Annotated in this window: 22 protein-coding genes and 2 tRNA genes; 4 read left to right on the forward strand and 20 right to left on the reverse strand. The window is 44.7% G+C overall.

The annotated features are described in order from the left end of the window. Nucleotides 1-56 precede the first annotated feature (56 nt). The 17 genes from L0992_12940 to rlmE all read right to left on the reverse strand — a co-directional run bounded on the left by L0992_12940 (nt 57) and on the right by rlmE (nt 18,311). The gene (locus L0992_12940; GenBank protein XGB66620.1) at nt 57-1,394 is read right to left on the reverse strand and encodes an MATE family efflux transporter; all 1,338 of its coding nucleotides are present in this window, start codon (nt 1,392-1,394) and stop codon (nt 57-59) included. An 89-nt stretch (nt 1,395-1,483) separates the two neighbouring features. Beyond that, a complete protein-coding gene (locus tag L0992_12945; GenBank protein XGB66621.1) occupies nt 1,484-1,891 on the reverse strand; it encodes a MarR family transcriptional regulator in 408 nt (135 codons plus the stop codon). A gap of 141 nt (nt 1,892-2,032) precedes the next feature. After that, nucleotides 2,033-2,956, reverse strand: coding sequence for a lipoprotein NlpI (gene nlpI / locus L0992_12950; GenBank protein XGB66622.1), 924 nt, complete (start codon nt 2,954-2,956; stop codon nt 2,033-2,035). A gap of 124 nt (nt 2,957-3,080) precedes the next feature. Next, nucleotides 3,081-5,201, reverse strand: a complete 2,121-nt coding sequence (pnp, locus tag L0992_12955) for a polyribonucleotide nucleotidyltransferase (GenBank protein XGB66623.1) — start codon at nt 5,199-5,201, stop codon at nt 3,081-3,083. Between the two features lie 352 nt (nt 5,202-5,553). Continuing rightward, nucleotides 5,554-5,823 (reverse strand): 30S ribosomal protein S15, encoded by a 270-nt coding sequence (gene rpsO, locus L0992_12960; protein XGB66624.1) that lies wholly within the window; start codon nt 5,821-5,823, stop codon nt 5,554-5,556. 211 nt (nt 5,824-6,034) lie between these two features. Next, nucleotides 6,035-6,994 (reverse strand): tRNA pseudouridine(55) synthase TruB, encoded by a 960-nt coding sequence (gene truB / locus L0992_12965; GenBank protein ID XGB66625.1) that lies wholly within the window; start codon nt 6,992-6,994, stop codon nt 6,035-6,037. Further along, nucleotides 6,994-7,407 (reverse strand): 30S ribosome-binding factor RbfA, encoded by a 414-nt coding sequence (rbfA, locus tag L0992_12970; protein ID XGB66626.1) that lies wholly within the window; start codon nt 7,405-7,407, stop codon nt 6,994-6,996. The genes truB and rbfA overlap by 1 nt, the downstream gene beginning before the upstream one ends. 134 nt (nt 7,408-7,541) lie before the next feature. Further along, entirely contained in the window at nt 7,542-10,232 is a 2,691-nt protein-coding gene (gene infB, locus L0992_12975; protein ID XGB66627.1) for a translation initiation factor IF-2, read from the reverse strand. A 22-nt stretch (nt 10,233-10,254) separates the two neighbouring features. Further along, entirely contained in the window at nt 10,255-11,742 is a 1,488-nt protein-coding gene (nusA, locus tag L0992_12980) for a transcription termination factor NusA (protein XGB66628.1), read from the reverse strand. 35 nt (nt 11,743-11,777) lie between these two features. Continuing rightward, a complete protein-coding gene (gene rimP, locus L0992_12985) occupies nt 11,778-12,233 on the reverse strand; it encodes a ribosome maturation factor RimP (protein ID XGB66629.1) in 456 nt (151 codons plus the stop codon). 234 nt (nt 12,234-12,467) lie between these two features. After that, nucleotides 12,468-12,544 (reverse strand) — tRNA-Met (locus tag L0992_12990). Between the two features lie 53 nt (nt 12,545-12,597). Further along, nucleotides 12,598-12,682 (reverse strand) — tRNA-Leu (locus tag L0992_12995). A gap of 16 nt (nt 12,683-12,698) precedes the next feature. Continuing rightward, on the reverse strand, nt 12,699-13,031 hold the full coding sequence (secG, locus tag L0992_13000; GenBank protein XGB66630.1) for a preprotein translocase subunit SecG: 333 nt from the start codon (nt 13,029-13,031) through the stop codon (nt 12,699-12,701). A gap of 294 nt (nt 13,032-13,325) precedes the next feature. Next, nucleotides 13,326-14,666: a phosphoglucosamine mutase gene (gene glmM / locus L0992_13005; GenBank protein ID XGB66631.1), complete on the reverse strand. Its 1,341-nt coding sequence runs from the start codon at nt 14,664-14,666 to the stop codon at nt 13,326-13,328. Nucleotides 14,667-14,686: 20 nt separating this feature from the next. Continuing rightward, entirely contained in the window at nt 14,687-15,517 is an 831-nt protein-coding gene (folP, locus tag L0992_13010; protein XGB66632.1) for a dihydropteroate synthase, read from the reverse strand. 89 nt (nt 15,518-15,606) lie between these two features. Beyond that, a complete protein-coding gene (ftsH, locus tag L0992_13015; GenBank protein XGB66633.1) occupies nt 15,607-17,574 on the reverse strand; it encodes an ATP-dependent zinc metalloprotease FtsH in 1,968 nt (655 codons plus the stop codon). A gap of 107 nt (nt 17,575-17,681) precedes the next feature. Next, a complete protein-coding gene (gene rlmE, locus L0992_13020) occupies nt 17,682-18,311 on the reverse strand; it encodes a 23S rRNA (uridine(2552)-2'-O)-methyltransferase RlmE (protein XGB66634.1) in 630 nt (209 codons plus the stop codon). Between the two features lie 114 nt (nt 18,312-18,425). On the opposite strand from rlmE, the gene yhbY reads away from it, so the two are divergent. Next, a complete protein-coding gene (gene yhbY, locus L0992_13025) occupies nt 18,426-18,722 on the forward strand; it encodes a ribosome assembly RNA-binding protein YhbY (protein XGB66635.1) in 297 nt (98 codons plus the stop codon). Between the two features lie 123 nt (nt 18,723-18,845). Here the strand turns inward: yhbY and greA are convergent, their stop codons facing one another. Then, the gene (greA, locus tag L0992_13030; GenBank protein XGB66636.1) at nt 18,846-19,319 is read right to left on the reverse strand and encodes a transcription elongation factor GreA; all 474 of its coding nucleotides are present in this window, start codon (nt 19,317-19,319) and stop codon (nt 18,846-18,848) included. Nucleotides 19,320-19,832: 513 nt separating this feature from the next. Between greA and L0992_13035 the strand changes: the two genes are divergently transcribed. Both L0992_13035 and dacB read left to right on the forward strand, forming a co-directional pair. Then, nucleotides 19,833-20,879 carry a porin gene (locus L0992_13035; protein ID XGB66637.1) on the forward strand — a complete coding sequence of 349 codons (1,047 nt, stop codon included), beginning with the start codon at nt 19,833-19,835 and terminating at the stop codon, nt 20,877-20,879. Between the two features lie 112 nt (nt 20,880-20,991). Further along, the gene (dacB, locus tag L0992_13040; GenBank protein XGB66638.1) at nt 20,992-22,425 is read left to right on the forward strand and encodes a serine-type D-Ala-D-Ala carboxypeptidase; all 1,434 of its coding nucleotides are present in this window, start codon (nt 20,992-20,994) and stop codon (nt 22,423-22,425) included. 109 nt (nt 22,426-22,534) lie between these two features. Here dacB and L0992_13045 read toward each other — a convergent pair whose 3' ends face one another. Both L0992_13045 and tyrS read right to left on the reverse strand, forming a co-directional pair. Further along, the gene (locus L0992_13045) at nt 22,535-23,380 is read right to left on the reverse strand and encodes a magnesium transporter (GenBank protein XGB66639.1); all 846 of its coding nucleotides are present in this window, start codon (nt 23,378-23,380) and stop codon (nt 22,535-22,537) included. A gap of 449 nt (nt 23,381-23,829) precedes the next feature. After that, nucleotides 23,830-25,017 (reverse strand): tyrosine--tRNA ligase, encoded by a 1,188-nt coding sequence (gene tyrS, locus L0992_13050; protein XGB66640.1) that lies wholly within the window; start codon nt 25,015-25,017, stop codon nt 23,830-23,832. A 129-nt stretch (nt 25,018-25,146) separates the two neighbouring features. On the opposite strand from tyrS, the gene L0992_13055 reads away from it, so the two are divergent. Then, nucleotides 25,147-26,436 (forward strand): peptidoglycan DD-metalloendopeptidase family protein, encoded by a 1,290-nt coding sequence (locus L0992_13055; GenBank protein XGB66641.1) that lies wholly within the window; start codon nt 25,147-25,149, stop codon nt 26,434-26,436. The last annotated feature ends 12 nt before the right edge of the window (nt 26,437-26,448 follow it).

The following is a 26,448-nucleotide window of genomic DNA, read 5'->3' on the forward strand; positions in this document are numbered from 1 at the left end:
TACAAAAAAGGTCTAGCATTCGCTAGACCTTTTTAATTCAGCTCAAGAAACACGACCTATGCCGTCGCTGTTTCCATCGGTGAAGTATCGAGCTTCTTTACGTCTTTGTAGAGCATCACCATCACCACTACGCTTAACGCAATGTTGGACAATGGATATGCAATCCAGATCCCCGGCACACCGTACAACTTAGGCATGATGTACAAGAAAGGCAGTTGGATAAGCATATTGCCTATCGTCACAAACATCGCCTTGCTGCCCTTGTTCACAGCTTGATAATAAGCCCCCGCAACCACTAAGAAACCATCAAGCGCCAATGCAAACATGTGTAGTCGAATACCCAACACTGTGTACTCTACTAGCTGTGGTTCGTCTGAGTTAAAGACTGACACAAACTCACGTGGGAACGCATTGAGAAGCAACACAAACGCCACACCAATCAAGACTGAACTCAGCATCGCAATCTTAAGTAACTTACGAATATTCGCCTGGTTACGCGCACCATGGTTGTAGCTCACTAATGGTTGCATACCGTTTGCGATACCTTCAGCCGTGAGGTAATAAACCGTCACGATGTAGCCCAAGATAGCGTAAGCACCAATCATCAGCTGGTCGCCATATTGAGAGAACAACGCATTGTGCAACGCCACCATCATCGAACCATAGGCGTACATAAAGAAGCTTGATGTACCAATCGCGAAGATCTGTGGGATAACCGAGAGCTTCAATCGCAACTCATTCCAACGTAAGCGTAAATTTGCTCGACGTGAGAAGAAGTAAGCTAGGCCCAAGCCCGTTACCACAAATTGTGCAATGGCTGTTGCTAGTGCCGCGCCCATTAGTTCCCAACCAAACTGAGCGATAAACAGATAGTCCAGAACGATATTAATCACCGCTCCGACAATCATCAGTATCGTGGCTAAGTTCGGGCTGTCGTCATTACGCAGTAGAAACGGCATCGCGATAGAACCCAAAGTGAAGACACTGGCACCAATCAGGATGTGTAAATATTGCAGACCAAGTTCGTACACACGCCCTTTAGCACCCTGCCAAAGCAAAAAGTTGTCGGCAAACAGATACAGTAACGCGGAAACAACCGGTGTTATCGCCAGTAGCAAAGTTAGACCAGTCGCCAGGATCTGCTTAGCACCTTGAGTGTCTTTTTCACCTTGGCGGATCGAGACAAGCGCACCAGTACCTACGCCCACCAGCATACCAATACCGAGAATCGAACCAATCACAGGCCACGCGACGTTAATACCCGCGAGTCCATCAGCGCCAACATAGCGGCCAATGAAAATGCCATCCACCACTTGGTACAGGCCATTAACCAACATCGCCGCCACGGTAGGGATTGTGTATCGCCAAAATTGACGACTAATTGAGCTACTCATTTCTTACTCTACTTTCATTTGTGAGTCGCATATCAACGAGATATGACTCGAAAAATTAGTTAACAAGACTAACTAAATATCTAAATTATTTACTTCAAAGCTTTGTCTAATAATAGGTTCAGTTGCTTAGATTCTTGCTCAGATAAACGGCTTTCTAGTATTTGAGCCATTACTTGGTAGATCTTGCTCTCTTCTTCTAAACCCAACTCCGCTTTGTTGGTCAATACCACTAATTTGGATCTTGCATCTTCAAGTGACGCCTTGCGCTCAACCAGTCCTTTTCTCTCAAGCCTTTGCACCATAGTGGTCGCTGAGGGCTTAGTCACCTGCATTTCAATGGCAAGATCAGTCAATCGAATCGGCTCTGGAGAAGCCTGTATGACCTTCAAATAGTCATATTCGTTGAAGCTCAATTGGCAGATAGGATCTTCATTCACCTGAGTGCGCCATATCTTAGAAGCGAAGCGCTCAATCTTTTCTAAATTCTGGTTTAGCATACTCACCCAATCAAAGAATAGCATTTAGTTAGCAAGACTAACTATTTTAATATTGTTTAAATAAAAAGCAATCAAAACGAGATGAAGATCATAAAAAAACCGCTGACAGGCAGCGGCTTCTTAATATTCATGATGTATTGCTTATCGAGCGTTAGCTTCTTCTTCAGCCTCTGCCAATTTAGCTTGAGCGAGATGTTCGGCTTTAAGCGTAGTAAAGATACGGCTTAACTCTAAGAAAGAGTAGCGGTGCTCTACGTATTCATACACGTTGAAAGACACTGACAGCTTATACAAAGAGATCGCATTCGCGTAGTCACCATTCATGTGGTAACGCTTCGCTAGGTAGAAGTAAGTCTCAGTTAGGCGCTGTGCAAGTAACGTGTTGTCACGAGTACCGGTTAAGATCGCCTTGAAAGCCTGCTCTTCGGTGATGTCATCGAGCATGATAGCCACTAACACCCAGCCCCACTGCTCATCACGGCTTTCGTAACGCTTTTGCAAATCAAGTTTCGCTTGTTCTGGCGTGAGTTCATGTTGAATGATGTACAACCATAGAGCACGGAACGGATCGCTAGGATCATCGGCGTAGTGCTTCATCATCTCTTCGTTGGCTAAGTCGTAACGTTCACCATAGTAGAGAGCAATAGAGCGGTTTCTTTCTGCATAAGAGTTTGCAGGATCAAGCTCTAGCGTAGAATCAAAAGATTCGTAAGCCGCATCAAACTCCCCTACCTGCGTAAAGTAAACACCCAAAAGATTGAAGATATCTGGTTGTGCAGGGTTCAATGAAAGAGATTGATTGAAGTCGAGGCGCGCTAAGTCACGCAGACCAACACTATCGTAGTAGTTACCACGTTCAAACAGCATCTTAGCTCTAACTTCATCGTTCAAATCTGGGCGCTGCAATAACTGACTAAGGCGTGCAATTTGAACTTCTTGCTGAACGCTTGGTTGCAGTGGCACAGCCATTGGTGGGTAAACCCAACGTGAGGCGTTATCTGATGTTGTTGCACAACCAGTTAGTACAAGCAGTAAACACATACTCGCGGTTTGAAACCATTTCACAAATAATTACTCCTGTTATGACCGCAATAAAAAAGGGGAGCGATATGCTCCCCTTTATAACATGCTTTGTTGACGATAGGTTAGAAATCACTAAAAAGCGATATCACCATCGACACACTGAGAATTACTCAGCAGCAGGTGCTTCGCCTTCAGCTGGCGTTTCAACTGCTTCTTTCATGCTTAGACGTACACGGCCTTGACGGTCAATTTCAAGAACCTTAACAGGCACTTCTTGACCTTCAGTTAGGTAGTCAGACACTTTCTCAACGCGCTTGTCAGCGATTTGAGAGATGTGTACTAGACCATCTTTACCTGGAAGGATAGTTACGAATGCACCGAAGTCAGCTAGACGAGCAACTTTACCTTGGTAAATGCGGCCAACTTCAACTTCAGCTGTGATCTCTTCGATACGACGGATAGCTTCTTTAGCAGCTGCGCCTTCAGTAGCAGCAATCTTGATTGTGCCATCGTCTTCGATTTCGATTGTAGTACCCGTTTCTTCACAAAGAGCACGGATAACTGCGCCGCCTTTACCGATAACATCTTTGATCTTATCAGAGCTGATTTTCATTGTGTGGATACGTGGAGCGAATTCAGAGATATCTTCACGAGCACCAGAGATAGCTTCATCCATTACAGAAAGGATGTGCTTACGTGCACCTTGCGCTTGGTTAAGAGCAATTTGCATGATCTCTTTCGTGATACCTTCGATCTTGATGTCCATTTGAAGAGCAGTGATACCTTCGTTAGTACCTGCTACTTTAAAGTCCATGTCACCTAGGTGATCTTCGTCGCCAAGGATGTCAGAAAGAACAACGAAGTCGTCGCCTTCTTTAACAAGACCCATTGCGATACCCGCAACAGAAGACTTGATTGGAACACCAGCATCCATAAGCGCTAGAGATGTACCACATACAGAAGCCATTGAAGAAGAACCGTTAGATTCAGTGATTTCCGATACAACACGAACTGTGTATGGGAACTCATCAACAGAAGGCATTACTGCAGCGATACCACGCTTAGCTAGCTTACCGTGGCCGATTTCACGACGCTTAGGAGAACCTACAAAACCAGTTTCGCCAACACAGTATGGAGGGAAGTTGTAGTGTAGTAGGAAGTTGTCTTTACGTTCGCCTGTTAGCTCATCGATGATTTGAGCGTCACGTTGTGTGCCAAGAGTAGCAGTAACGATAGCTTGAGTTTCACCACGAGTGAATAGAGAAGAACCGTGTGTACGTGGAAGAACACCAGTGCGTACATCTAGCGCACGAACCATGTCTTTTTCACGACCGTCGATACGTGGGTTGCCAGCGATGATGCGGCTACGTACAACGTTTTTCTCTAGAGAACCAAGCATGCCGCGGATTTCGCGCTCGTTTAGTTCTTCGTCTTGAGCTAGTAGTGCTTCAACAACGTCGTTCTTGATTGCGCCAACTTGCTCGTAACGAGCCATTTTTTCAGTGATTTGGTAAGCGTCAGATAGACGAGCTTCTGCAAGCTCAGCAACACGAGCTTTAAGCTCAGTGTTTACTACTGGTGCTTCCCAGTTCCACGCTGGAGTAGCAACTTCTGCTGCGAACTCGTTGATAGCGTTGATAACAACTTGCTGTTGATCGTGACCGAAAACAACTGCAGAAAGCATTTCTTCTTCAGTTAGGTTATCAGCTTCAGATTCAACCATAAGAACCGCGCCTTCAGTACCAGAAACCACTAGGTCTAGTTTAGAAGTTTCAAGTTCAGTTGTGCTTGGGTTAAGAACAAGTTGACCGTCGATGTGACCTACACGTGCAGCACCGATTGGACCGTTGAACGGGATACCAGAGATAGCAAGAGCTGCTGAAGTACCGATCATTGTTACCATGTCAGGTTGAACGTCTGGGTTTACAGACATTACTGTAGCGATAACTTGAACTTCGTTCTTGAATGAATCTGGGAAAAGAGGACGAATTGGACGGTCGATTAGACGAGCCGTTAGTGTTTCGCCTTCAGATGGACGACCTTCACGCTTGAAGAAGCCACCTGGAATTTTACCAGCAGCGTATGTACGCTCTTGGTAGTTAACTGTTAGAGGGAAGAAGTCTTGACCTTCTACCGCTTCTTTTTTACCAACAACAGATACGAATACTGAAGTATCGTCCATTGTTACCATAACTGCTGCAGTAGCTTGACGAGCAATAACGCCAGTTTCTAGAGTAACTGTGTGGTTACCGTACTGAAACGTTTTTACAACTGGTTTCTCAAACATTGTATTTCCTTTATCTAAAGAGTGCTCTTTAGAGTCAGTAAGTTGGAACCCAAAAATCACCAATCGCGACTAGTCAAAGCAGACGGAATTGATTCGTTATATCAAAAATACAACGAGCATCCACTTTGAATAGTCGCGACCTATTGGCCGACATCTGTGACTGTAACTTCTGGGTCGTATAATACCTATACAGATAGCTGTACAGGCGAGGCATAGTATAAACTATTTTTATATACAGGGATATTTTCGCGCTGAAAAAGCTCCGTGAATTACTTCAAACTCTGTCTTTCAGGCACAAAAAAAGGAGCAATAAATGCTCCTTTTCTTCAAACAGTCTTTGCAGACATCGCTATTAGCGACGTAGGCCTAGGCGCTTGATTAGATCTTGGTAACGAGAAAGGTCTTTACCTTTCAGGTAGTCAAGAAGCTTACGACGGCTAGAAACCATACGTAGAAGACCACGACGGCTGTGGTGATCGCCTTTGTGTGCTTTGAAGTGACCTTGAAGGTGGTTGATAGAAGCAGTTAGTAGTGCTACTTGTACTTCTGGTGAACCAGTATCGCCTTCAGCGCGTGCGTATTCTGCAACGATTGCTGCTTTAGTTTCTGCATTCAGAGACATAATTCTCTCCTGATAAGAGTAGTTTAATATTTGTAGCAGCCAATCTCTGATTCAGCCGCTACGCGAGCCGAGGATTATAGGGAAGTTTGTCAGTTGGTGCAATAACAATCGAACGCCTTAAAAACGAAAAAAGCGAACCGCCTAAATTCAGCGTCCGCTTTCTTTCTTATTTGCTCGTCTTTAACGACTCAGCGCGAATATCTCACTCGATTTAAGCACTCGCTTGTGGTTCTTCATCTCTGAAAACAACCAAACGTTTCGGTGCTACACGGCCATCTTCAGCAATTTGAGCAACGCCAACAAACAGCTTCTCTTCACCGCTTGTCATGCGAACCGTACCTTCCGTTGGGGCACCAGCAACCTGAACAGGCATACCGTGCTGAACTAGGTCAGTCAGTTCCGCATTCAGGTTTACTTCTGGTAAGTCTTCAACAGCAGTGTCCATTGGCATCAACAGTGGATCAAGCAGCTCTTTCGGTGCAATTTCTTGCGCCTGCGCTTGCTCTAAGATCTCGTTCAGTTGTTCCAAGGTTACCATACGCTCATAAGGGTACTTTGCTACACCTGTACGACGAAGCATAGTCACGTGAGCACCACAACCTAGCATCTCACCAAGATCGTCGGTGATTGTGCGGATGTAAGTACCTTTTGAACAATGCACTTCCATCTCAACTTCATCGCCTTCAAAGCGAAGCAGTTCAATAGAGTACACCGTGATCTTACGAGACTCACGAGGAACCTCGATACCTGCACGTGCGTATTCATACAAAGGCTTACCTTGATATTTCAATGCAGAGAACATTGAAGGGATCTGGTCAGTTTCACCTTTGAAGGTTTCGATACAACGCTCAAGTTGTTCTTGAGTCACGTTTACATCACGTGTCTCTACCACTTCACCATCTGAGTCAGAGGTATTGGTACGCTCACCAAGCTTAGCGATCACTACGTAGCGCTTATCAGAATCTAGAAGAAACTGAGAGAACTTCGTTGCTTCACCAAGACAAATTGGCAGCATGCCAGTCGCAAGAGGATCCAGAGCACCGGTGTGCCCTGCCTTCTCTGCAAAGTAAATACGCTTTACTTTTTGCAGTGCATCATTAGACGAAATGCCTGTTGGCTTATCTAATAGAATTACCCCGTTAATAGGGCGACCTTTACGACGGCGAGCCATTACTCTTCGCCCTTAGACTGAGTTTCGTCAGTACGGCCAGCTTCTTGTTGCTTACGCTTATCATCGTTTAGCACTTCACTTACTAGGTTAGACATGCGCATGCCTTCTACTAGTGTGTTGTCGTAAGTAAAACGAACTTCAGGCGTTAGACGGTGACGAATACGCTTGCCTAGCGCCATACGGATTGGCACTTCGTGCTCTTTAAGAGCAGCAAGACATGATTCAGGTGTTTGCTCGCCAATACATAGGAAAGTAACAAATACTTTTGCGTAAGCAAGGTCACGAGACACTTCTACGTCTGAGATCGTTACCATACCGATACGTGAGTCACGAACTTCACGTTGTAGGATAAGTGCTAGCTCTTTTTGAAGCTGCTGAGACACGCGCTGCGTGCGGCTAAATTCTTTTGACATTTTCTTTTCTCACTTAGAAAGATGGGGGGCTTGGTAATTACCAGCCCCCCATGGTGTATTCAACAACCGATTACTTATTACCTTTACTAGTAATGTTAGTAACCTTAGTCAATATGTCGAGTCGTACAGACTGATTAGTCTAGAGTACGTTGAACCTCAACGATTTCGAATACTTCGATCTGGTCACCAACGCGTACGTCGTTGTAGTTCTTAACGCCAACACCACACTCGTAACCATTCTTAACTTCTTGAACATCGTCTTTAAAGCGACGAAGTGACTCTAGCTCACCTTCGTAGATAACAACGTTTTCACGAAGTACACGAATTGGGTTGCTACGCTTAATCGTACCTTCAGTAACGATACAACCAGCGATTGCACCAAGTTTAGGCGACTTAAATACGTCACGAACTTGAGCAAGACCAATGATCTCTTGACGGAATTCAGGAGCAAGCATACCGCCCATTGCCTGTTTCACTTCGTCGATCAGTTGGTAAATGATTGAGTAGTAACGTAGATCTAGGTTTTCGTTCTGAACCGTGTTACGCGCAGTTGCGTCAGCACGAACGTTGAAACCAAGGATGATAGCGTTAGAAGCTGCTGCAAGTGTTGCATCAGTTTCAGTAATACCACCAACACCAGAACCTACGATGTTCACTTTAACTTCGTCAGTAGACAGTTTCAGTAGAGAATCAGCGATTGCTTCTACAGAGCCTTGAACGTCAGCTTTTAGTACTACGTTCAGTTCAGCAACTTCACCAGCAGCCATGTTCGCGAACATGTTCTCTAGTTTAGCTTTCTGTTGACGAGCTAGTTTAACATCACGGAATTTACCTTGACGGTAGTTCGCTACTTCACGTGCTTTACGCTCGTCACGAACAACAGTTGCTTCATCACCAGAAGCAGGAACGCCAGATAGACCTAGAATCTCTACAGGGATAGAAGGACCCGCTGTAGTTACTTCTTTACCGTTCTCATCGCGCATTGCACGAACACGGCCGTACTCTTGACCACAAAGAACGATGTCGCCTTTGTTTAGAGTACCAGACTGTACTAGTACTGTTGCAACTGGACCACGACCTTTATCAAGACGAGATTCAACAACAACACCAGACGCCATGCCTTCTTTAACAGCTGTCAGTTCAAGAACTTCAGACTGAAGAAGGATAGCTTCTAGAAGACCATCGATATTTGTACCCTGTTTAGCAGAGATGTGAACGAACATGTTCTCACCGCCCCATTCCTCAGGGATTACGTCGTATTGAGCTAGCTCATTCTTAACGTTGTCTGGGTTTGCACCCTCTTTATCGATCTTGTTCACAGCAACAATCAGAGGAACGCCTGCCGCTTTCGCGTGCTGGATTGCTTCGATTGTTTGTGGCATTACTCCATCGTCTGCTGCAACTACTAGTACAACGATATCTGTCGCTTGAGCACCACGAGCACGCATAGCTGTAAACGCCGCGTGTCCAGGAGTATCAAGGAAAGTGATCATGCCGTTGTCAGTATCTACGTGGTAAGCACCGATGTGCTGCGTGATACCGCCAGCTTCGCCAGAAGCAACGTGTGCTTTACGAATGTAATCCAGTGTTGAAGTTTTACCGTGGTCAACGTGACCCATGATAGTAACAACAGGAGCACGACCTTCAGCGATTGCATCGCTATCACGGTCAGCTAGTACTGCTTCTTCAAGTTCGTTTTCTTTACGTAGGATTACCTTGTGACCCATTTCTTCAGCAACAAGTTGTGCTGTTTCTTGGTCGATCACTTGGTTGATAGTCGCCATAGCGCCCATCTTCATCATTACTTTGATAACTTCAGTTGCTTTAACTGACATCTTGCTAGCCAGTTCAGAAACAACGATAGTCTCGCCGATAGCAACGTCAGATTTAGCAACAGTTGCTGACTTATCGAAGCCTTGCTGCATTGAAGTTGGTTTCGCAAGCTTACCTTTAGCACCACGACCACGTTGGTTACGACCACCACGGTTGTTGCCAGGTTGGTTAGCTGGAGCTGCTTTCTTTTTACGACGACGAGGCGCTTTTTCTTCTTTCTGATCCGCTGCATCTTCAGCTTCACGCGCGTAAGTAGAAGTAGTCACGTGGTAGTCCGCAGACTTCTCTTGTTCTTTCTTCTTCTTCTCTTCTTCAGTCCAGCGAGCTTCGTTTTCTTCAGCTAGCTTACGAGCTTCCTCTACAAGCTTAGCTGCTTCAGCTTCTGCTTTACGAGTTGCTTCTTGCTCTTGACGAGCTTTTAGTTCATCCGCTTCTTTTTTCGCTTGTGCGTTAGCGTCTGCATTTTTTGAATTCATGTCTTTTTTAGCCTTTTCAGCTTGTGCGCGTTGAGCTTTTTCTTCAGCATCACGTTTTGCATCCGCTTCACGTTTTGCTTTCTCATCAGCTTCGCGCTGTGCTTTCTCTGCAGCTTCACGTTTCGCAAGCTCTTCAGCTTCTTGACGTGCTTTCTCTTCCGCTTCACGTGATGCTGCATCCTCAGCTTCACGTTTCGCTTCGTCTTCAATAGCGCTGCGCTTCACGTAAGTACGTTTTTTACGTACCTCTACTTGAACATCCTTACTCTTACCGCCTCCAGCGGCAACACTTAGCGTGCTGCGGGTCTTGCGTTGAAGAGTTAAACGAGTCGGCTCTGCTTCACCAGAAGTATCGCCATGCTCCTTTTTAAGGTGCGTTAGCAATGTTTGCTTCTCTGAATCAGTTACTTGATCCGACCCTGATTTCTTCATGCCTGCATCAGCAAGTTGTTCAATTAAGCGGTCAACTGGCGTACCAATCTCTTCACTCAGTGCTTTAACTGTTAATTGTGTCATACCGCTTTCTCTCCTTGCTGAATTATTCTTCGTCGCCGAACCAACAGATGTTACGCGCAGCCATAATTAGCTCGCCCGCACGCTCTGCAGTTAGGTCTTCAATGCCTTCTAGTTCATCAACGCCTTGGTCAGCTAGGTCTTCCAATGTTGCCACGCCTTTAGCTGCCAGTTTGTAAGCCATTTCACGTTCTAGGCCTTCAAGAGCTAGCAAGTCTTCAGCAGGCTCAACACCGTCGAAAGTTTCTTCTTTCGCTAGTGCTAGAGTCGTTAGTGCATCTTTAGCACGGCTACGAAGTTCTTCAACGATGCCTTCGTCTAGGCCATCTACTTCAAGAAGTTCGTTTACTGGTACGTAAGCCACTTCTTCTAGTGTAGAGAAACCTTCTTCAACAAGCAGTTGAGCAAAGTCTTCTTCGATGTCTAGGTGCTTCATGAAGTTTTCAATAGAAGCAACTGCTTCTTCTTGGTGTTTCTTCTGAAGGTCTTCAACCGTCATTACGTTTAGTTCCCAACCAGTCAGTTGAGATGCTAGACGTACGTTTTGACCGCTACGGCCGATAGCTTGTGCTAGGTTATCCGCTTCAACAGCGATATCCATAGAGTGTGCATCTTCATCAACGATGATAGAAGCAACGTCAGCAGGAGCCATTGCGTTGATTACGAACTGAGCCGGGTTATCGTCCCAAAGTACGATATCGATACGCTCGCCGCCAAGCTCACCAGAAACAGCTTGTACACGTGCACCACGCATACCAACACACGCACCAACAGGGTCAATACGCTTGTCGTTTGTTTTCACAGCGATTTTAGCACGAGAACCAGCGTCACGTGCAGCACCTTTAAGTTCAATTAGCTCTTCGCCAATCTCAGGTACTTCAACGCGGAATAGTTCAGCAAGCATTTCAGGCTTAGAGCGAGTAATGAATAGCTGGAAACCACGAGCTTCAGGTTTAACTGCGTATAGAAGACCACGAACACGGTCACCTGGACGGAAGTTCTCACGAGGAAGTTGGTCATCACGAAGGATTACCGCTTCAGCGTTGTTACCTAGGTCTAGGATAATAGTGTCACGGTTAACTTTCTTAACAACACCCGTTACTAGCTCACCTTCGTTGTCGATGAACTGTTCAACGATTTGAGCACGTTCAGCTTCACGTACTTTCTGTACGATAACTTGCTTAGCTGTTTGAGTCGTAATACGGTCAAATGTAACTGATTCGATGTCGTCTTCGATGAAACCGCCAAGTTCGATCTCTGGATCATCGTACTTTGCAGCTTCAAGAGAGATCTCTTTCGTTGGGAATTCAACTTCTTCAACAGCTTCCCAGCGACGGAAAGTTTCGAAATCACCTGTTTTACGGTCGATTTCAACACGAACTTCAATTTCTAGTTCGCTTTTCTTTTTAGTTGCTGTTGCAAGCGCGATTTCAAGCGCTTCAAAAATACGCTCACGAGGAACTGCTTTCTCGTTAGAAACAGCTTCTACTACCGCCAAAATTTCTTTGTTCATTAATCTAGCCTCTTAAGCTCTTCTCTCTAGGAGAACTAAAATTTAGGGATCAGGTTCGCTTTCGCAATATTGCTCAGGACGAATTCTTCTTCTTGTCCTTCAACCAATACTTTTACTGTCTCGCCTTCAATAGATTGGATATCACCTTTCCATTTGCGACGGTTGCCGACAGCCATTTTCAAAACGATGCTTACCTCGTGACCAATAAATTGTTGGTAATGCTCTGCTTTGAACAGTGGTCTCTCTAAACCTGGTGAAGACACTTCAAGGTTATAAGCCACTGAAATTGGATCTTCAACGTCCATTACGGCACTTACTTGGTGACTAACTTCAGCGCAATCATCTACATTGATACCGTTTGGTGAATCGATGTAAATACGTAGCGTTGAATGCTCACCAGCACGAATAAATTCTAATCCAACTAACTCATAACCTGATGCTGCTACTGGAGCGTCAAGCATTTCAGTAAGTTGTCTTTCTAAACCAGTCATTTAACCACTCCAGAAACAAAAAAAGGGCTCAAAGCCCAATTTAAATTCCAAGCAAACATTATCTAAATACATTTACAAATGCTTAGATAACAAAAAACCCCGTATAAGCCGGGGTTTTTGTTGCTGGACCCTTATATGCTAAGTGCCATCACATTCGATATCGCACTTAACTCACAGTGAGGTTCACACTGTGCAAACTTGCTACCAATACAAGCTATATAATAGCATTGAAATTGGTTGCGGGAGCCGGATTTGAACCGACGACCTTCGGGTTATGAGCCCGACGAGCTACCAAGCTGCTCCATCCCGCGTCCGACTTGCGAGCATTATACGCCCAACAAGATGTTTTACAAGTTTGTAAACATGGTGCCGAGAGAGGGACTCGAACCCTCACACCCTAAGGCACTAGCACCTCATGCTAGCGTGTCTACCAATTTCACCATCTCGGCATCAAATCTTTACAGATTATTGTGGAATTTCATCGCCTTGCGATGGAACTTCACTCACTGCATCATCAGCTTGCTGAATTACCTGACCTTGGGTCGGATCAATCCACTGTGACTCAGTCTTATGTGTAGACATATTACCAAGCACTAAGCTAAGGATAAAAAATGTAGTTGCAAAAATTGCAGTCATTCGGGTAAGGAAATTTCCTGAGCCACCAGCACCAAACACAGTGTTTGAAGCGCCAGCACCGAAAGAGGCTCCCATATCTGCGCCTTTACCTTGTTGAATCAACACTAGGCCAATTACACCAAGCGCTGCCAACAGGTAAATCACAAGTAGAACTGTAAACATTTTTCCACCTATGTTCCTAATTGTTGAGCCAGCGCCGTTCAAAAAACTATTTTTAAGAACAAGGCTAGCGACCTCCTAACTGAAGGCCGAGCAATACTAGCGAATGCGACGATGGCTGACAAGGAGAATTTGCTAAAAAATAAGCCTTTACCAAGTGAATGGTCAAAAAAAGGTCAAAAGCGACACAAAACTCATTTACGTCTCTTTTGACCGTTATATCTCTTGACCGTTATATAAGTCAATCACTTCAAATCACAGGCGCTATTCACTACGCCTATTCAATAAAAGGTTAAATTAGCAGTTTGCTTTTACTGCATCAGCAATCTTAAGTGCAGATGCTTGAACGAGATCGGCATCTTCACCTTCAACCATCACACGTAGCAATGGCTCAGTACCAGATTTACGTAATAGTACACGACCTTTTTCACCAAGCTCAGCTTCTACTTCAACAACCGCAGCTTTCACCGCTTCTGCTTCTAGTGGGTTTGAATCACCGCTAAAACGAACATTTTCTAGAACTTGAGGGTATAGCGTCATGCCTTGCGAAAGCTCGTTCAGTGTCATTTCACTGTCTACAACCGAAGCCAAAACTTGCAGCGCAGCAACGATAGCATCACCTGTTGTCACTTTATCTAACAAGATAACGTGACCCGAGTTTTCAGCACCTATCTTCCAACCTTTAGCTAGAAGTTGCTCCATCACGTAACGGTCACCAACAGCGGCACGCACAAATGGAATGCCTAACTGCTTAAGGCCGTTTTCCATGCCCAGGTTGGTCATTAGTGTACCAACAACACCACCTTTCAGCTCACCACGACGCAGTGCATCACGTGCAATGATGTAAGCGATTTGGTCACCATCAACTTTGTTGCCTAGCTCATCAACCATGATGATACGGTCGCCGTCACCATCAAAGCCAAGTCCTAGTGCTGCTTTCTCCTCAACCACTTTTGCTTGCAGAGCGCGCACATCGGTTGCGCCAACTTCATGGTTGATGTTGGTGCCGTTTGGCTCAACGCCCATAGCAATCACTTCAGCGCCCAACTCTTTAAATACCGCAGGAGCGATATGATAAGTTGCACCGTGCGCACAATCGACAACAATCTTCATACCAGCAAGCGTCATCTGATTTGGGAATGTGCTCTTACAAAATTCAATGTAACGACCAGCCGCATCGTTTAAACGTACTGCTTTACCTAGCTCAGAAGAATCAACGCACTCAATGTCTTTATCAAGTTCAGCTTCAATCGCCAACTCGATGTCGTCTGGAAGTTTTGTACCTTCAGAAGAGAAAAACTTGATGCCGTTATCGTAATAAGGGTTATGCGATGCAGAGATAACAATCCCCGCTTCTGCGCGGAATGTCTGTGTCAGGTATGCAACTGCAGGTGTTGGCATTGGGCCAGTAAATGTAGCTTGAAGGCCAGCAGCAGCAAGGCCTGCTTCTAAAGCAGATTCAAGCATGTAGCCAGAGATACGAGTATCTTTACCAATGATCACTTTCTTTGTGCCCTGTTTTGCAAGAACACGACCTGCAGCCCAGCCAAGCTTCAGAACAAAATCAGGTGTAATCGGGTACTGGCCTACTTTGCCACGCACACCATCTGTGCCGAAGTAACGTCTTTTATCAGACATGTTGATTTCCTTAATTATGATTAGTGATTGTTATTCATCACTTCGATTATCTTCATCGCTTCTAATGTATCTTCGACATCGTGAACGCGAATAATTTGTGCACCTTTCATCGCAGCAATGGTCGCGCAAGTCACACTTGCCACCATGCAATCTGCAGGCGCCTTGTCTAGTAGCTTAAAGATCATCGATTTTCTCGACATTCCCGCCAAGACAGGCAAGCCCAACGTATGAAACTTCTCAAGGTGCGCTAATAGGTGGTAATTGTGCTCGATAGTTTTACCAAAACCAAAACCTGGGTCTAGAATCAGCTGTTCTTTTGAGATACCCACAGCCTCACAAGCTTCAACCCTTTCTTGTAAGAAAGCTTCCACATCTGTTAGAACATCGTCGTAACTCGGATTTGCTTGCATGGTTCTTGGTTGGCCTTTCATATGCATCAGGCAAACCGGAACCTTCGCATCAGCGGCAGCTTCTAAAGCTCCGGGCTCTTGTAACGCGCGCACATCATTGATCAAATCTGCACCCGCTTCAACAGCTTGACGCATCACTTCCGCTTTACTGGTATCAATAGAGATCCAAACATCAAACTTAGCGCGAATCGCTTTAATCGCAGGGATAACTCGAGCTAACTCTTCCTTTAGGGAAACGTCAGGAGCACCGGGACGAGTCGATTCACCGCCAATATCAATAATGCTCACGCCAGCTTGAATCATACGCTCTGCTTGCAGTAATGCATTATCTAGTGAATCAAATTTTCCGCCATCAGAGAAAGAATCAGGCGTGACATTAAGGATACCCATCACATGTGGGCGATCTAGAACGAGTGTTTTATTGTGTGCTTTTAATATCATGAAAGGCGGGTCTTAAAAGGTAAAAACATCTTGAGCTATAAACAGAAAAACCCTGAGCGTACTCAGGGTTTTAATTTATAACTTAGCGATTAAGAATCTTTGTTTTGAGCATCATCTGTTTCAGATTTAACTTCTTCAACTTTCGACTCTTCAGCTTTTGGTTCGGCTGCAGCTTCTTCTGATTTAGCTTCAGGTTTAGCTTCTTCCTTTGCAGGTTCTGCTTTCGCCTGATCACCCCAACCAGCTGGCTCACGAATGTCGTCTTTACGTTCCATCAAGTCATCAATTTGACCTGCATCGATCGTTTCAAACTTCATTAGCGCATCTTTCATCGAGTGCATGATATCCATGTTCTCTTCAAGAATTTGCTTCGCACGAGCATAGTTGCGGTCGATTAGAATACGAATTTCTTCATCGATCAGCTTAGTTGTATCGTCAGAAACGTGCTTCGCTTGGCTCATGCCGCGACCTAGGAAAACTTCACCTTCTTCTTCAGCATAAAGAAGAGGACCCAGTTTTTCAGAGAAGCCCCACTGCGTTACCATCTTGCGAGCAATATCAGTTGCACGTTCGATATCGTTAGACGCACCAGTCGACACTTTGTCTTTACCGTAGATAAGCTCTTCAGCAAGACGACCACCGTACAAGCTAGAAATCATTGATTCTAGATGTTGACGAGACATGCTTACGCGATCTTGCTCAGGTAGATACATAGTCACACCAAGTGCACGACCACGTGGAATGATTGACACCTTGTACACTGGATCGTGTTCAGGTACCAAGCGACCAACAATCGCGTGACCTGCTTCATGGTAAGCCGTTGACTCTTTCACTTCTTCAGACATAACCATTGAACGGCGCTCTGCACCCATCATAATCTTATCTTTTGCAAGTTCAAACTCAACCATAGAGACATTGCGCTTGTTACCACGAGCAGCAAATAGAGCCGCTTCGTTCACAAGGTTCGCAAGGTCTGCACCAGAGAAACCTGGAGTACCACGAGCAATCAGAGATGGTTCAACATCGCCCGATAGTGGAACTTTACGCATGTGTACTTTAAGAATCTGTTCACGACCACGTACATCAGGTAAACCAACCACAACTTGACGGTCGAAACGACCTGGACGAAGTAGTGCTGGGTCTAGTACGTCTGGACGGTTCGTCGCAGCGATAACAATGATACCTTCATTACCTTCGAAACCATCCATCTCAACCAGCATTTGGTTTAGTGTTTGTTCACGCTCATCGTGACCACCACCAACACCAGCGCCACGTTGACGACCTACCGCATCGATTTCATCGATAAAGATGATACAAGGAGCCGCTTTCTTCGCTTGTTCGAACATATCACGTACACGAGATGCACCAACACCAACAAACATTTCAACGAAGTCAGAACCTGAGATAGTAAAGAACGGTACTTTCGCTTCACCAGCAATCGCTTTTGCAAGCAATGTCTTACCAGTACCAGGAGGACCAACCAACAGGATACCTGTCGGGATCTTACCACCCAGTTTTTGGAAACGACTTGGGTCACGAAGGTAATCAACAAGCTCTTTCACGTCTTCTTTTGCTTCGTCACAACCAGCAACATCCGCAAACAACGTTTTGATTTGTTCTTCGCTCATCATTCGAGCTTTACTCTTACCGAAAGACATCGCGCCTTTACCGCCGCCGCCGCCTTGCATTTGACGCATGAAGAAAATCCACACACCAATCAGTAAGATCATTGGGAACCAAGAGATGAAGATAGTGCCAAGCAGGCTCTGCTCTTCAGGTGGTGTACCCTGAACTTTTACGTTTTGATTAATTAAGTCATCAAGTAGCTTTTGATCATAAACAGGCATGTAAGTTACATACTTAGAACCACCGCCACGACGTGTGAAAGTGATTTCGCTGTTATTGAACTGTGCGTCTTGAATCTGGCCTTGGCCAACTTCCTGTACAAACGTGGTGTAATCTACTGCTCTGCCGTTACTTTCCCCAGGGCCGAAGCTCTGGAATACCGACATCAACACTACCGCGATAACAAGCCACAGAATTAAATTTTTTGCCATGTCACTCAAGGTGTAAGCCTCTCGATAACTAATTGTAATTAAAGGTAGGGTACTACAGTTTGTAACCTGTAGCCATGTTGTTAACTCTCACTCTTGGAAGAGAATCGTTAACCTTTGTAACCAGTGGCTACGATGAACACTTCACGAGATCGAGCACGAGAAGAGTCGGGTTTTCTAACTTTGACTGTTTTAAACATCTCACGGACGTCTTTAACATATTGGTCAAAGCCTTCGCCTTGGAATACTTTTACAACAAAACTACCATTGGTAGCTAGAACTTGTCGACACATATCCAAAGCTAATTCAACTAAATACATAGCTCTTGGCTGATCCACAGAATTGTTGCCTGCTATATTAGGCGCCATATCTGACATCACCACATCAACCATGTTTGGTTGTATACGTTCCAATAGAGCTTCTAGCACAGCGTCTTCACGAAAATCGCCTTGTAAGAAGCTAACGCCAGCAATCGGATCCATTGGTAACAAGTCACACGCAATGATTTGTCCGTTGTCTCCAACAATCTTAGCAGCATATTGAGACCAACCGCCAGGCGCTGCACCTAAATCCACAATGGTCATCCCAGGAGACAGCAATTTATCTTTCGTTTGAATCTCTTCCATTTTGAAATAAGCACGTGAACGATAGCCTTTCTTTCTTGCTTCGTTTGCATACTTGTCGTCGAAGTGTTCCTTCAACCAACGGCCTGAACTGGCCGAGTGTTTCTGTTTGCTCATTGGATACCTAAATTGGAGGAAAGTACTAATTGCTGAATAAATTATAGTCTTCAGCTTTAGATGGCGTTAAAATAGGTTTTTTCAACCCTAATAGTAAAGAAAATTGGCCGCGTAATGAACCTAAGTACCAAACAAAAGCAGCATCTAAAGGGCCTAGCTCACAGTTTAAAACCTGTAGTGCTAATGGGCGCAAATGGACTTACTGAAGCTGTTCTAGCGGAAATCGAATTAGCTCTAGACCACCACGAACTGATCAAGATTAAAGTTGCATCAGAAGACCGTGAGACTAAGCAACTGATTATCGATGCAATTGTACGTGAAACTAAAGCTGAGAAAGTACAGACTATCGGTAAAGTTCTAGTACTGTTCCGTCAGTCAGAAGCACGTAAAATCGAGATTCCACGTAAATAAGAGCTTAATATAAGCTAACTTCACCAAGAGAAAGCCACTGCGCTTATCTTTTAGTGTAGCGTGAGAAACGAAAAAGGTCGCATTAAGCGACCTTTTTACTTATCAGAAACAAAGAAAATTCAATTAGATATATTCTACTTTGTCGATCTCGAAGTCTTTGTCACCACCTGGGGTAGAGATCATCACTTCGTCGCCTTCCATTTTACCGATAAGACCGCGAGCGATTGGCGATTTCACAGAAATACGGCCAGTCTTGATGTCAGCTTCATCTTCAGAAACGATTTGGTAGCGGAATTCTTCATCCGTATCCACATCAATCAAAGTCACTGTCGTACCAAAGATAATCTTACCAGTGTTATCCATCTGAGTTACGTCGATGATCTGAGCAAGTGATAGCTTGTATTCGATATCTCGAATTTGAGCTTCACAGATACCCTGCTCTTCACGAGCCGCGTGGTATTCTGCGTTCTCTTTCAAGTCGCCCAGTTCACGTGCTTCACCAATCGCTGCTGAAATAATAGGGCGCAGCTTAAGTAGGCGATCTAATTCATCACGTAGCTGCTGAGCGCCACGTACTGTCATTGGAACCTTTTCCATTTTTTACCTCTATGCCAAAACTTTCTTTGGCGAACATAAATACACCCAACGTATTTATTGGGTAGTAGAAACAAAACGATTTGGCTTAGTGTAAACAAACTTTATGGCTAAATCACCTTTATTCCACTTTGCGTTATAAAAGCTGTATCTAGGTCTAAATTACAGACATCACAAAAATGAATAATTACAACTCAATCAATAAGACGACAAATAAATACATAAAAAAACAAAAAATAAACAAAATAAACGCAGATCACACTTTTATAAAATACATTTAAAAACAAACACTTAAATAACAAAGAATGTAATAAAACAGTGTTCATTTTTTAGTTTTATATCATTTTACTAACTGACTATGGAACTTTAGAGGTAAAAAGTAACCCATGGATTGCACTGGCATTTTTCAGACTTCTGTTCTAATCATGGTTATGAAGTCTGATTAATACAGGCAATACACAAAAGGGTTCAAATCCTTGATAAAACTTCTATGGACAGTAATTAGGAAATAATAACATGAACAAGACTATGATCGCGCTTGCTGTATCTGCTGCAGCTCTTGCTACTAACGCAGTGGCAGCGGACGGTAAACAAGCTGGTGGTATCGACGGTACTTCTGTATACAGCTCAAACGGCACTTCTCTAGAGATCGGTGGTCGTGCTGAAGCTCGTCTATCTCTAAAAGACGGTAAAGCACAAGACAACTCTCGTGTACGTCTTAACTTCCTAGGTAAAGTTGAAATCCAAGACGGCCTATACGGCGTTGGTTTCTACGAAGGTGAATACACTACAGCTGACAACACTGTTGTTGTTGACGGCGAAGCTACTTCTGGTAGCGATATTGATCACCGTTACACTTACGCTGGTATCGGCGGTGCATTCGGTGAAGTTACTTACGGTAAAAACGACGGCGCACTAGGCGTAATCACAGACTTCACGGATATCATGTCTTACCACGGTAACTCAGCAGCATACAAAATTGCTGCAGCAGACCGTACTGACAACATGCTTTCTTACAAAGGCGAATTCCAAGACCTAGCAGTAAAAGCAAGCTACCGCTTCGCAGACCGTACAGATTCAGTTGACGGCGGTTACTCAGACAACAGCGAAGATGGCTACTCTCTATCTGGTATCTACTCAATCGGTGATACTGGCTTTAAACTAGGTGCTGGCTACGCTGATCAAGACGTAGAAAACGAGTACATGCTTGCTGCATCTTACCGCACTGAAACGCTATACTTTGCTGGTACGTTCACAGACGGTGAGCTTGCGAAGAGAAACGGTGATTACACTGGTTACGAATTCGCGACAGCTTACACACTAGACAAGACTGCATTCACACTAACGTACAACAACGCAGAAACTGACGGTGAAACTTCAGCTGACAACGTTGCAATCGATGCGACTTACTACTTCAAGCCGAACTTCCGTACGTACATCTCGTACAACTTCAACCTAATCAGTGAAAATGACACAATTGGTACTGTAGGTTTGGGTAACGGTACTGCATCTAAAGCAGACGCTGAAGACGAGCTAGCTCTAGGTCTACGTTACGACTTCTAATTCTGGTTACCTAATTGATTAATTAGTTAATTGAGAATCAAAACGCCCGCTATCTAGCGGGCGTTTTTTATATCTGTATACTGAAAAAATCAGCCATCCAAGAAAACCTTCTATGCGCCTTCTACCTACTCTACTTTTATGTAGTTTTTCCATTAGCGTTTTCTCTATTAACGCTTTCGCATACGCCCCTTTAGATAAACTGCCCGATGGCAGTAACACAAGCCTGATCTTAGAATCTTTAAGTGGCAGTTCAAATGAAATGAATACCAACAGTGATGGCTTTTATCCACCAGCCAGCACTTTAAAACTGGTTACAGCTTTAGCGGCTAAATTGGAGTTAGGAGATGAGTTTCACTACACAACCAGTATTGCCCGTTCCAATAAGGATGTTGTGATCTCATTCAGCGGTGACCCAACACTACAACGAGAAGATCTAAAAAGCCTTTTAGCTCAATACGCTAAGTCGCAATCTAGAACCATTAAAGGCAACTTATACCTCGATGACTCGGCTTATACGGGCTATCAACGTGCCGTTGGTTGGCCTTGGGACATTCTAGGCGTTTGTTACAGCGCGCCTTCGAGTGCGATGACGTTAAACAGCAACTGCGCGCAAGCTTCTATTTATACAAAAGATAACGGGACAACACGCGTATATATCCCTGCACATTATCCGATAGACGTGACAACCACTGCTGCCACCGTAACGCGCTCAGGGCAAAAGGCTACACAATGCGACTTAGAGCTCATTACTACCCCAGACAACGCTTACAAGCTCTCCGGTTGCTTGGTTGAGCGTAAGAAACCATTGCCACTCAAATTTGCGATTCAAAATCCAGAGCTTTATACTTCTCAAGTCGTGACCTCACTGCTTAAAGAGCTGAAAATCCAAGTAAAGGGTGATGTGATCCTTGGTAAAAAAGAGACAGCAGACAAAACGACACTAGTTGCTAGTCACCATTCTGAAAAGCTTCCCGAACTGCTCGATATCATGCTGAAGAAATCAGACAACCTAATTGCTGACAACCTTACCAAGACGCTAGGTGCGACATTTTATGTTCAACCGGGCAGCTTCAATAACGGCACTGAAGCGATAAAGCAGATCTTACTGACTAAGGCCAACATCGATCTCAGCAAAGCGCAGCTAGTCGATGGTTCAGGGTTATCTAGAAATAACCGAATGACGTCGCAGACCATGGCACAGGTGCTTCGTTATATCTGGGAAAACGATCAACAACTCAACCTAATTGATGCAATGCCAACGTCAGGCATTGATGGAACGCTTAAGTATCGTCAAAGCATGCGAAAAGCGCCGATTAAAGGCAACATCATTGCCAAGAGTGGTTCTCTATACGGCAGTTACAATATGGCGGGGTTTGGTTTAGATAAATCAGGTAATCCAAATTCGATCTTCGTGCAGTTTGTTCGTGATTATTTCCCTGCAAAGCCAGATCCTGACAAACCAGTGGAAGCACCGATCACTCAGTTCGAACGCGCTTTCTATAAAGATGTGGTCGAGTTTAGTCAAACACAGGGCAAATCTCAGTAGCGTTCAGTTTGTTGTAAGTGGTTAATTAAACATGAAAAATGGCGCTGAAGATCTTGAATCTTCAGCGCCATTTTTGCTTCTAAGGTGTTTTTAGTTATTTTTATAGGAACTAAGCGATACCGAGGAATGAGTTCACGACTGTGAAATAGATCCACATTCCTGAGATATCGACTATCGATGCAAGTACTGGGCTCACTAACACAGCCGGATCCAGCTTGAATAGCCTAGCAACGATCGGCAACCCACCACCGAGCACCGTGGATATCGTCACCTGAATAAACAGTGCTACGGCAATCGCTAAAGCAATCATGTTGATGTCATAACCGCCAGTTGATTGGTTTTCGCTAAACAACAAGATCCGTCCAATCATCACCACTGCAATCGCCAGAGCTAAACAGATAGCAACTCTAAACTCTTTCCACAGAACATTAGCCCATTGGCGTTTTTTCAACTCGCCGGTGGCTAAGGCTCTAATCACTAGAGTCGCAGCTTGTGTTCCTGTATTACCACCCGCAGCAGCGATTACCGGCATATAAATAGCTAGAAGTACTAACTGGCTAAGGATGTCTTCATACTGAGCGATGATAAGCCCAGAAACGATACCTAGTAATGCTAAGGCAATAATCCACCCGATGCGCTGCCTAACATGGCTCATCACCCCAGTTGAAAGGTAACCCTGTTGAGGCTCAACCTCTGAGTAGATCAGCCCTAGTTGGTGAGCTAGATGTCGAGAGCGCTTCTCAAAGCCCTGCTCTTCTAACTCACTAAGTAAAGTCTGAATCGTACTAAGAGAACATTGCCCAAGTACTAGCACCGCATCTTCAAGCGGCATGCGGTTCAAAAGGTTAACTTGTTGCTCACGTCCGTACTGTTGAAATGCATTCGATACAGCTTGGATGTCTTGCTCTGAGTACAGAGCTTCAATAGATAAAAAAGTGTTGTTCATTACCGTCATGGCGAATCTCCCGATTGGCAAAGGTAACGACCATCAAAACAAATAGCCTAGAGCTAATACACCAAGGGCATATAGCTTTTATCCCAGGAGGGTGTAGCCATGCGCACCAAGAGGGTGTAGCCATGCGCACCAAGAGCGTATAACTAGTCTCACCAAGAGCTGAAAACTACTGGCGTGTCTACTTGTTAGAATCTAGAGTGTGGAAAAGAATGAGGGGGAAAACAAAGATACCCTACCTGAACGGCAGGACAATAGATCAATACCGAGACAGCTTATTCTTCTCCATTCAAACTAGGAGGATGGTCGGTATTGTTCATAAAAATCTCCAGAATTACTGTCAATTTGACAGCGCGCATAGTGTAGCAATAGGCGTTTCAAAGTTTCGTCAACTTTCTGTCAATAAAAAAGGCATCCGTAGATGCCTTTTATTCAATTATTGATGAGCGTTATTACTTGATAGTAATACGAGCAAACTTACGCTTACCTACTTGGTAAACCGCAGTACCTGCTTCAGGTACAAATTTGCTGTCTTCAATCTTCTCGCCTTCAAGCTTAGCTGCGCCTTGCTTGATCATACGCATCGCATCAGAAGTCGAGTTTACTAGACCCGCTTCTTTTAGAACGTTAGCAATTGGTAGGCCTGCTTCGAATTCGAATTCAGGCATATCATCTGGCACTTGGTTCTTAGCAAAACGGTTAACGAACTCTTGCTCAGCTGCATCAGCATCCGCTTCAGAGTGGAAACGAGCAATGATCTCTTTCGCTAGAAGCACTTTCACGTCACGCGGGTTTTTACCTGCATCAACGCCAGCTTTCAGTTCCGCAACTTCTTCAAGTGGGCGGAAAGACAGTAGTTCGTAGTAACTCCACATTAGATCGTCAGAGATAGACATGATCTTGCCAAACATCTCGCTTGGTGCTTCGCTAATACCGATGTAGTTGTGCGCAGACTTAGACATCTTCTTCACACCATCTAGACCAACAAGTAGTGGCATCATCAGTACCGCTTGTGGTTTTTGACCTGCTGCTTTTTGCAGTTCACGACCCATTAGCAGGTTAAACTTCTGGTCAGTACCGCCAAGCTCAACGTCGCTCTCTAGTGCAACAGAGTCGTGACCTTGAAGAAGTGGGTACATGAATTCGTGGATAGCGATCGGTTGACCACCAGCGTAACGCTTTTTAAAGTCGTCACGCTCAAGCATACGAGCAACAGTTTGGTTAGACGCAAGACGAATCATGCCTTCAGCACCAAGTTCAGATAGCCACTCAGAGTTGAAACGAATTTGCGTTTTTGCAGGGTCTAGAATCTTGAATACTTGCTCTTTGTAAGTTTCAGCATTCTTCAATACGTCTTCACGACTTAGCGGTGGACGCGTTGAGTTTTTACCTGATGGGTCACCAACCATTGCAGTGAAATCACCGATAAGGAATGTCACTTCATGACCAAGCTCTTGGAAAGCACGAAGCTTGTTAAAGATAACCGTATGGCCTAGGTGGATATCTGGAGCTGTTGGATCGGCACCCAGCTTAATGCGTAAAGGACGACCTTCTTTTAATTTAGCAATCAGTCCGTCTTCTGGAATCAGTTCTTCTACGCCACGTTTGATCTCGGCTAGTGCAGCTTCAATACTCGCCATTCTTGTTCACTCCCACAGATTTGGCAAAAATACATTAATTAGACATCTTACTTGAATAGCGATGTATTTTGAAACCAGTTACACTATTCCGTCGTCGATTTTCATAATATTTACAGAACGAACCGGAACATGTTGTCTATTTTTGCACGCCTTCCTATTTTGCACCGGGCTTTTATCGCATTTTTTAGTGCCGTAATTTTCGTCGCGATTTTCTTACTCCCCGACGTCAACAGTTTGCGTGACGACTCGGGAGCTTTAGTGGTGGGAAAACATTATCCACTGACTATCGATGCATCTGCACTTGTTAGCTCAAGTGACGCACCACCAACGGCAGTACTCAATTGGGAAAAATACACCGTTCGTTCTGGCGAAAGCACCTCTGTTTTATTCGAGCGTATTGGCCTCTCATACCGTCTGTTAATCACGCTACTCAATACCAATAATGATATTAAGAAGCAGCTGTCGAACCTAAGACCTGGTGATGTATTGCAATTCGGCTTTGATGAAAACAACGACCTTATTCAGTTAAAACGACAACTTAGTGCCTTTGAAAGCTTCAAGATCACTAAATCTGGCGATTCATTTTCTTCTAGCTTCGACAAGAAGGAAGTGGCCTACCAATACAACTATGCCGAAGCCAACATCACCTCTAACTTCTGGAATGCAGGTGTCAGTGCCGGCCTAACTGCAAACCAGATTATGGAATTGGCGGGGATCTTCGGTTGGGATATCGACTTTGCGTTGGATATTCGTAAGAACGACAGTTTCAAGATCTTGTACCAAGAGAAAGTGGTTGAAGGCGAAGTGATTGGTCGCGGCAAGATCATGGCGGCGGTGTTCAAAAACCAAGGTGATTCATTTACCGCGGTACTGGATGACAAGAGCGGCAACTACTTCGATGAAAATGGTCGAGCAATGAAGAAAGCCTTCCTGCGCTCTCCGATTGATTTCCGTCGTGTAACATCGAACTTTAACCCACGCAGAAAGCACCCAGTAACTGGTAAGGTTCGTGCTCACCGTGGTACTGACTACGCAGCCCCTGTTGGCACGCCTATCTGGGCGGCGGGTGATGGTATCGTTCAGAAGTCGGGTTACAACCAGTTCAATGGTAACTACGTGTTCATTCGCCACAGCAACACCTACATCACCAAGTACTTGCACATGAAGCGACGCATGGTGAAAACAGGTCAGCGAGTAAAACAAGGCCAAACCATTGGTACTTTGGGTGGCACAGGTCGTGTGACTGGCCCGCACTTACACTATGAATTCTTGGTTAATGGCGTTCACAAGAATGCGCGTACCGTGAAGTTGCCACAATCTAAGTCGTTAACCGGTAAAGCAAAAGCTACTTTCATTGCGAATTCAGAGATTCGACTCAGGAACCTTGAGCGATACGGTCAGTTGCTCGCAACTAATTAGATTGAAAGTCTA

The organism is Vibrio pomeroyi (assembly GCA_041879425.1).
Taxonomy (GTDB): domain Bacteria; phylum Pseudomonadota; class Gammaproteobacteria; order Enterobacterales; family Vibrionaceae; genus Vibrio; species Vibrio pomeroyi_A.

What these genes read in the sequence shown, in the direction of transcription:
- rlmE (XGB66634.1), bottom strand. Translation starts at nt 18,311, where the DNA reads ATGAGCAAACAGAAACACTCGGCCAGTTCAGGCCGTTGGTTGAAGGAA.
- rimP (XGB66629.1), bottom strand. Translation starts at nt 12,233, where the DNA reads ATGACTGGTTTAGAAAGACAACTTACTGAAATGCTTGACGCTCCAGTA.
- greA (XGB66636.1), bottom strand. Translation starts at nt 19,319, where the DNA reads ATGGAAAAGGTTCCAATGACAGTACGTGGCGCTCAGCAGCTACGTGAT.
- infB (XGB66627.1), bottom strand. Translation starts at nt 10,232, where the DNA reads ATGACACAATTAACAGTTAAAGCACTGAGTGAAGAGATTGGTACGCCA.
- L0992_12940 (XGB66620.1), bottom strand. Translation starts at nt 1,394, where the DNA reads ATGAGTAGCTCAATTAGTCGTCAATTTTGGCGATACACAATCCCTACC.
- L0992_13045 (XGB66639.1), bottom strand. Translation starts at nt 23,380, where the DNA reads ATGACGGTAATGAACAACACTTTTTTATCTATTGAAGCTCTGTACTCA.
- tyrS (XGB66640.1), bottom strand. Translation starts at nt 25,017, where the DNA reads ATGGCGAGTATTGAAGCTGCACTAGCCGAGATCAAACGTGGCGTAGAA.
- folP (XGB66632.1), bottom strand. Translation starts at nt 15,517, where the DNA reads ATGATATTAAAAGCACACAATAAAACACTCGTTCTAGATCGCCCACAT.
- rbfA (XGB66626.1), bottom strand. Translation starts at nt 7,407, where the DNA reads ATGTCAAAAGAATTTAGCCGCACGCAGCGCGTGTCTCAGCAGCTTCAA.
- secG (XGB66630.1), bottom strand. Translation starts at nt 13,031, where the DNA reads ATGTTTACAGTTCTACTTGTGATTTACCTGTTGGCAGCGCTTGGTGTA.
- rpsO (XGB66624.1), bottom strand. Translation starts at nt 5,823, where the DNA reads ATGTCTCTGAATGCAGAAACTAAAGCAGCAATCGTTGCAGAATACGCA.
- yhbY (XGB66635.1), top strand. Translation starts at nt 18,426, where the DNA reads ATGAACCTAAGTACCAAACAAAAGCAGCATCTAAAGGGCCTAGCTCAC.
- L0992_13035 (XGB66637.1), top strand. Translation starts at nt 19,833, where the DNA reads ATGAACAAGACTATGATCGCGCTTGCTGTATCTGCTGCAGCTCTTGCT.
- ftsH (XGB66633.1), bottom strand. Translation starts at nt 17,574, where the DNA reads ATGGCAAAAAATTTAATTCTGTGGCTTGTTATCGCGGTAGTGTTGATG.
- dacB (XGB66638.1), top strand. Translation starts at nt 20,992, where the DNA reads ATGCGCCTTCTACCTACTCTACTTTTATGTAGTTTTTCCATTAGCGTT.
- nusA (XGB66628.1), bottom strand. Translation starts at nt 11,742, where the DNA reads ATGAACAAAGAAATTTTGGCGGTAGTAGAAGCTGTTTCTAACGAGAAA.
- L0992_13055 (XGB66641.1), top strand. Translation starts at nt 25,147, where the DNA reads ATGTTGTCTATTTTTGCACGCCTTCCTATTTTGCACCGGGCTTTTATC.
- L0992_12945 (XGB66621.1), bottom strand. Translation starts at nt 1,891, where the DNA reads ATGCTAAACCAGAATTTAGAAAAGATTGAGCGCTTCGCTTCTAAGATA.
- glmM (XGB66631.1), bottom strand. Translation starts at nt 14,666, where the DNA reads ATGTCTGATAAAAGACGTTACTTCGGCACAGATGGTGTGCGTGGCAAA.
- pnp (XGB66623.1), bottom strand. Translation starts at nt 5,201, where the DNA reads ATGTTTGAGAAACCAGTTGTAAAAACGTTTCAGTACGGTAACCACACA.
- truB (XGB66625.1), bottom strand. Translation starts at nt 6,994, where the DNA reads ATGGCTCGCCGTCGTAAAGGTCGCCCTATTAACGGGGTAATTCTATTA.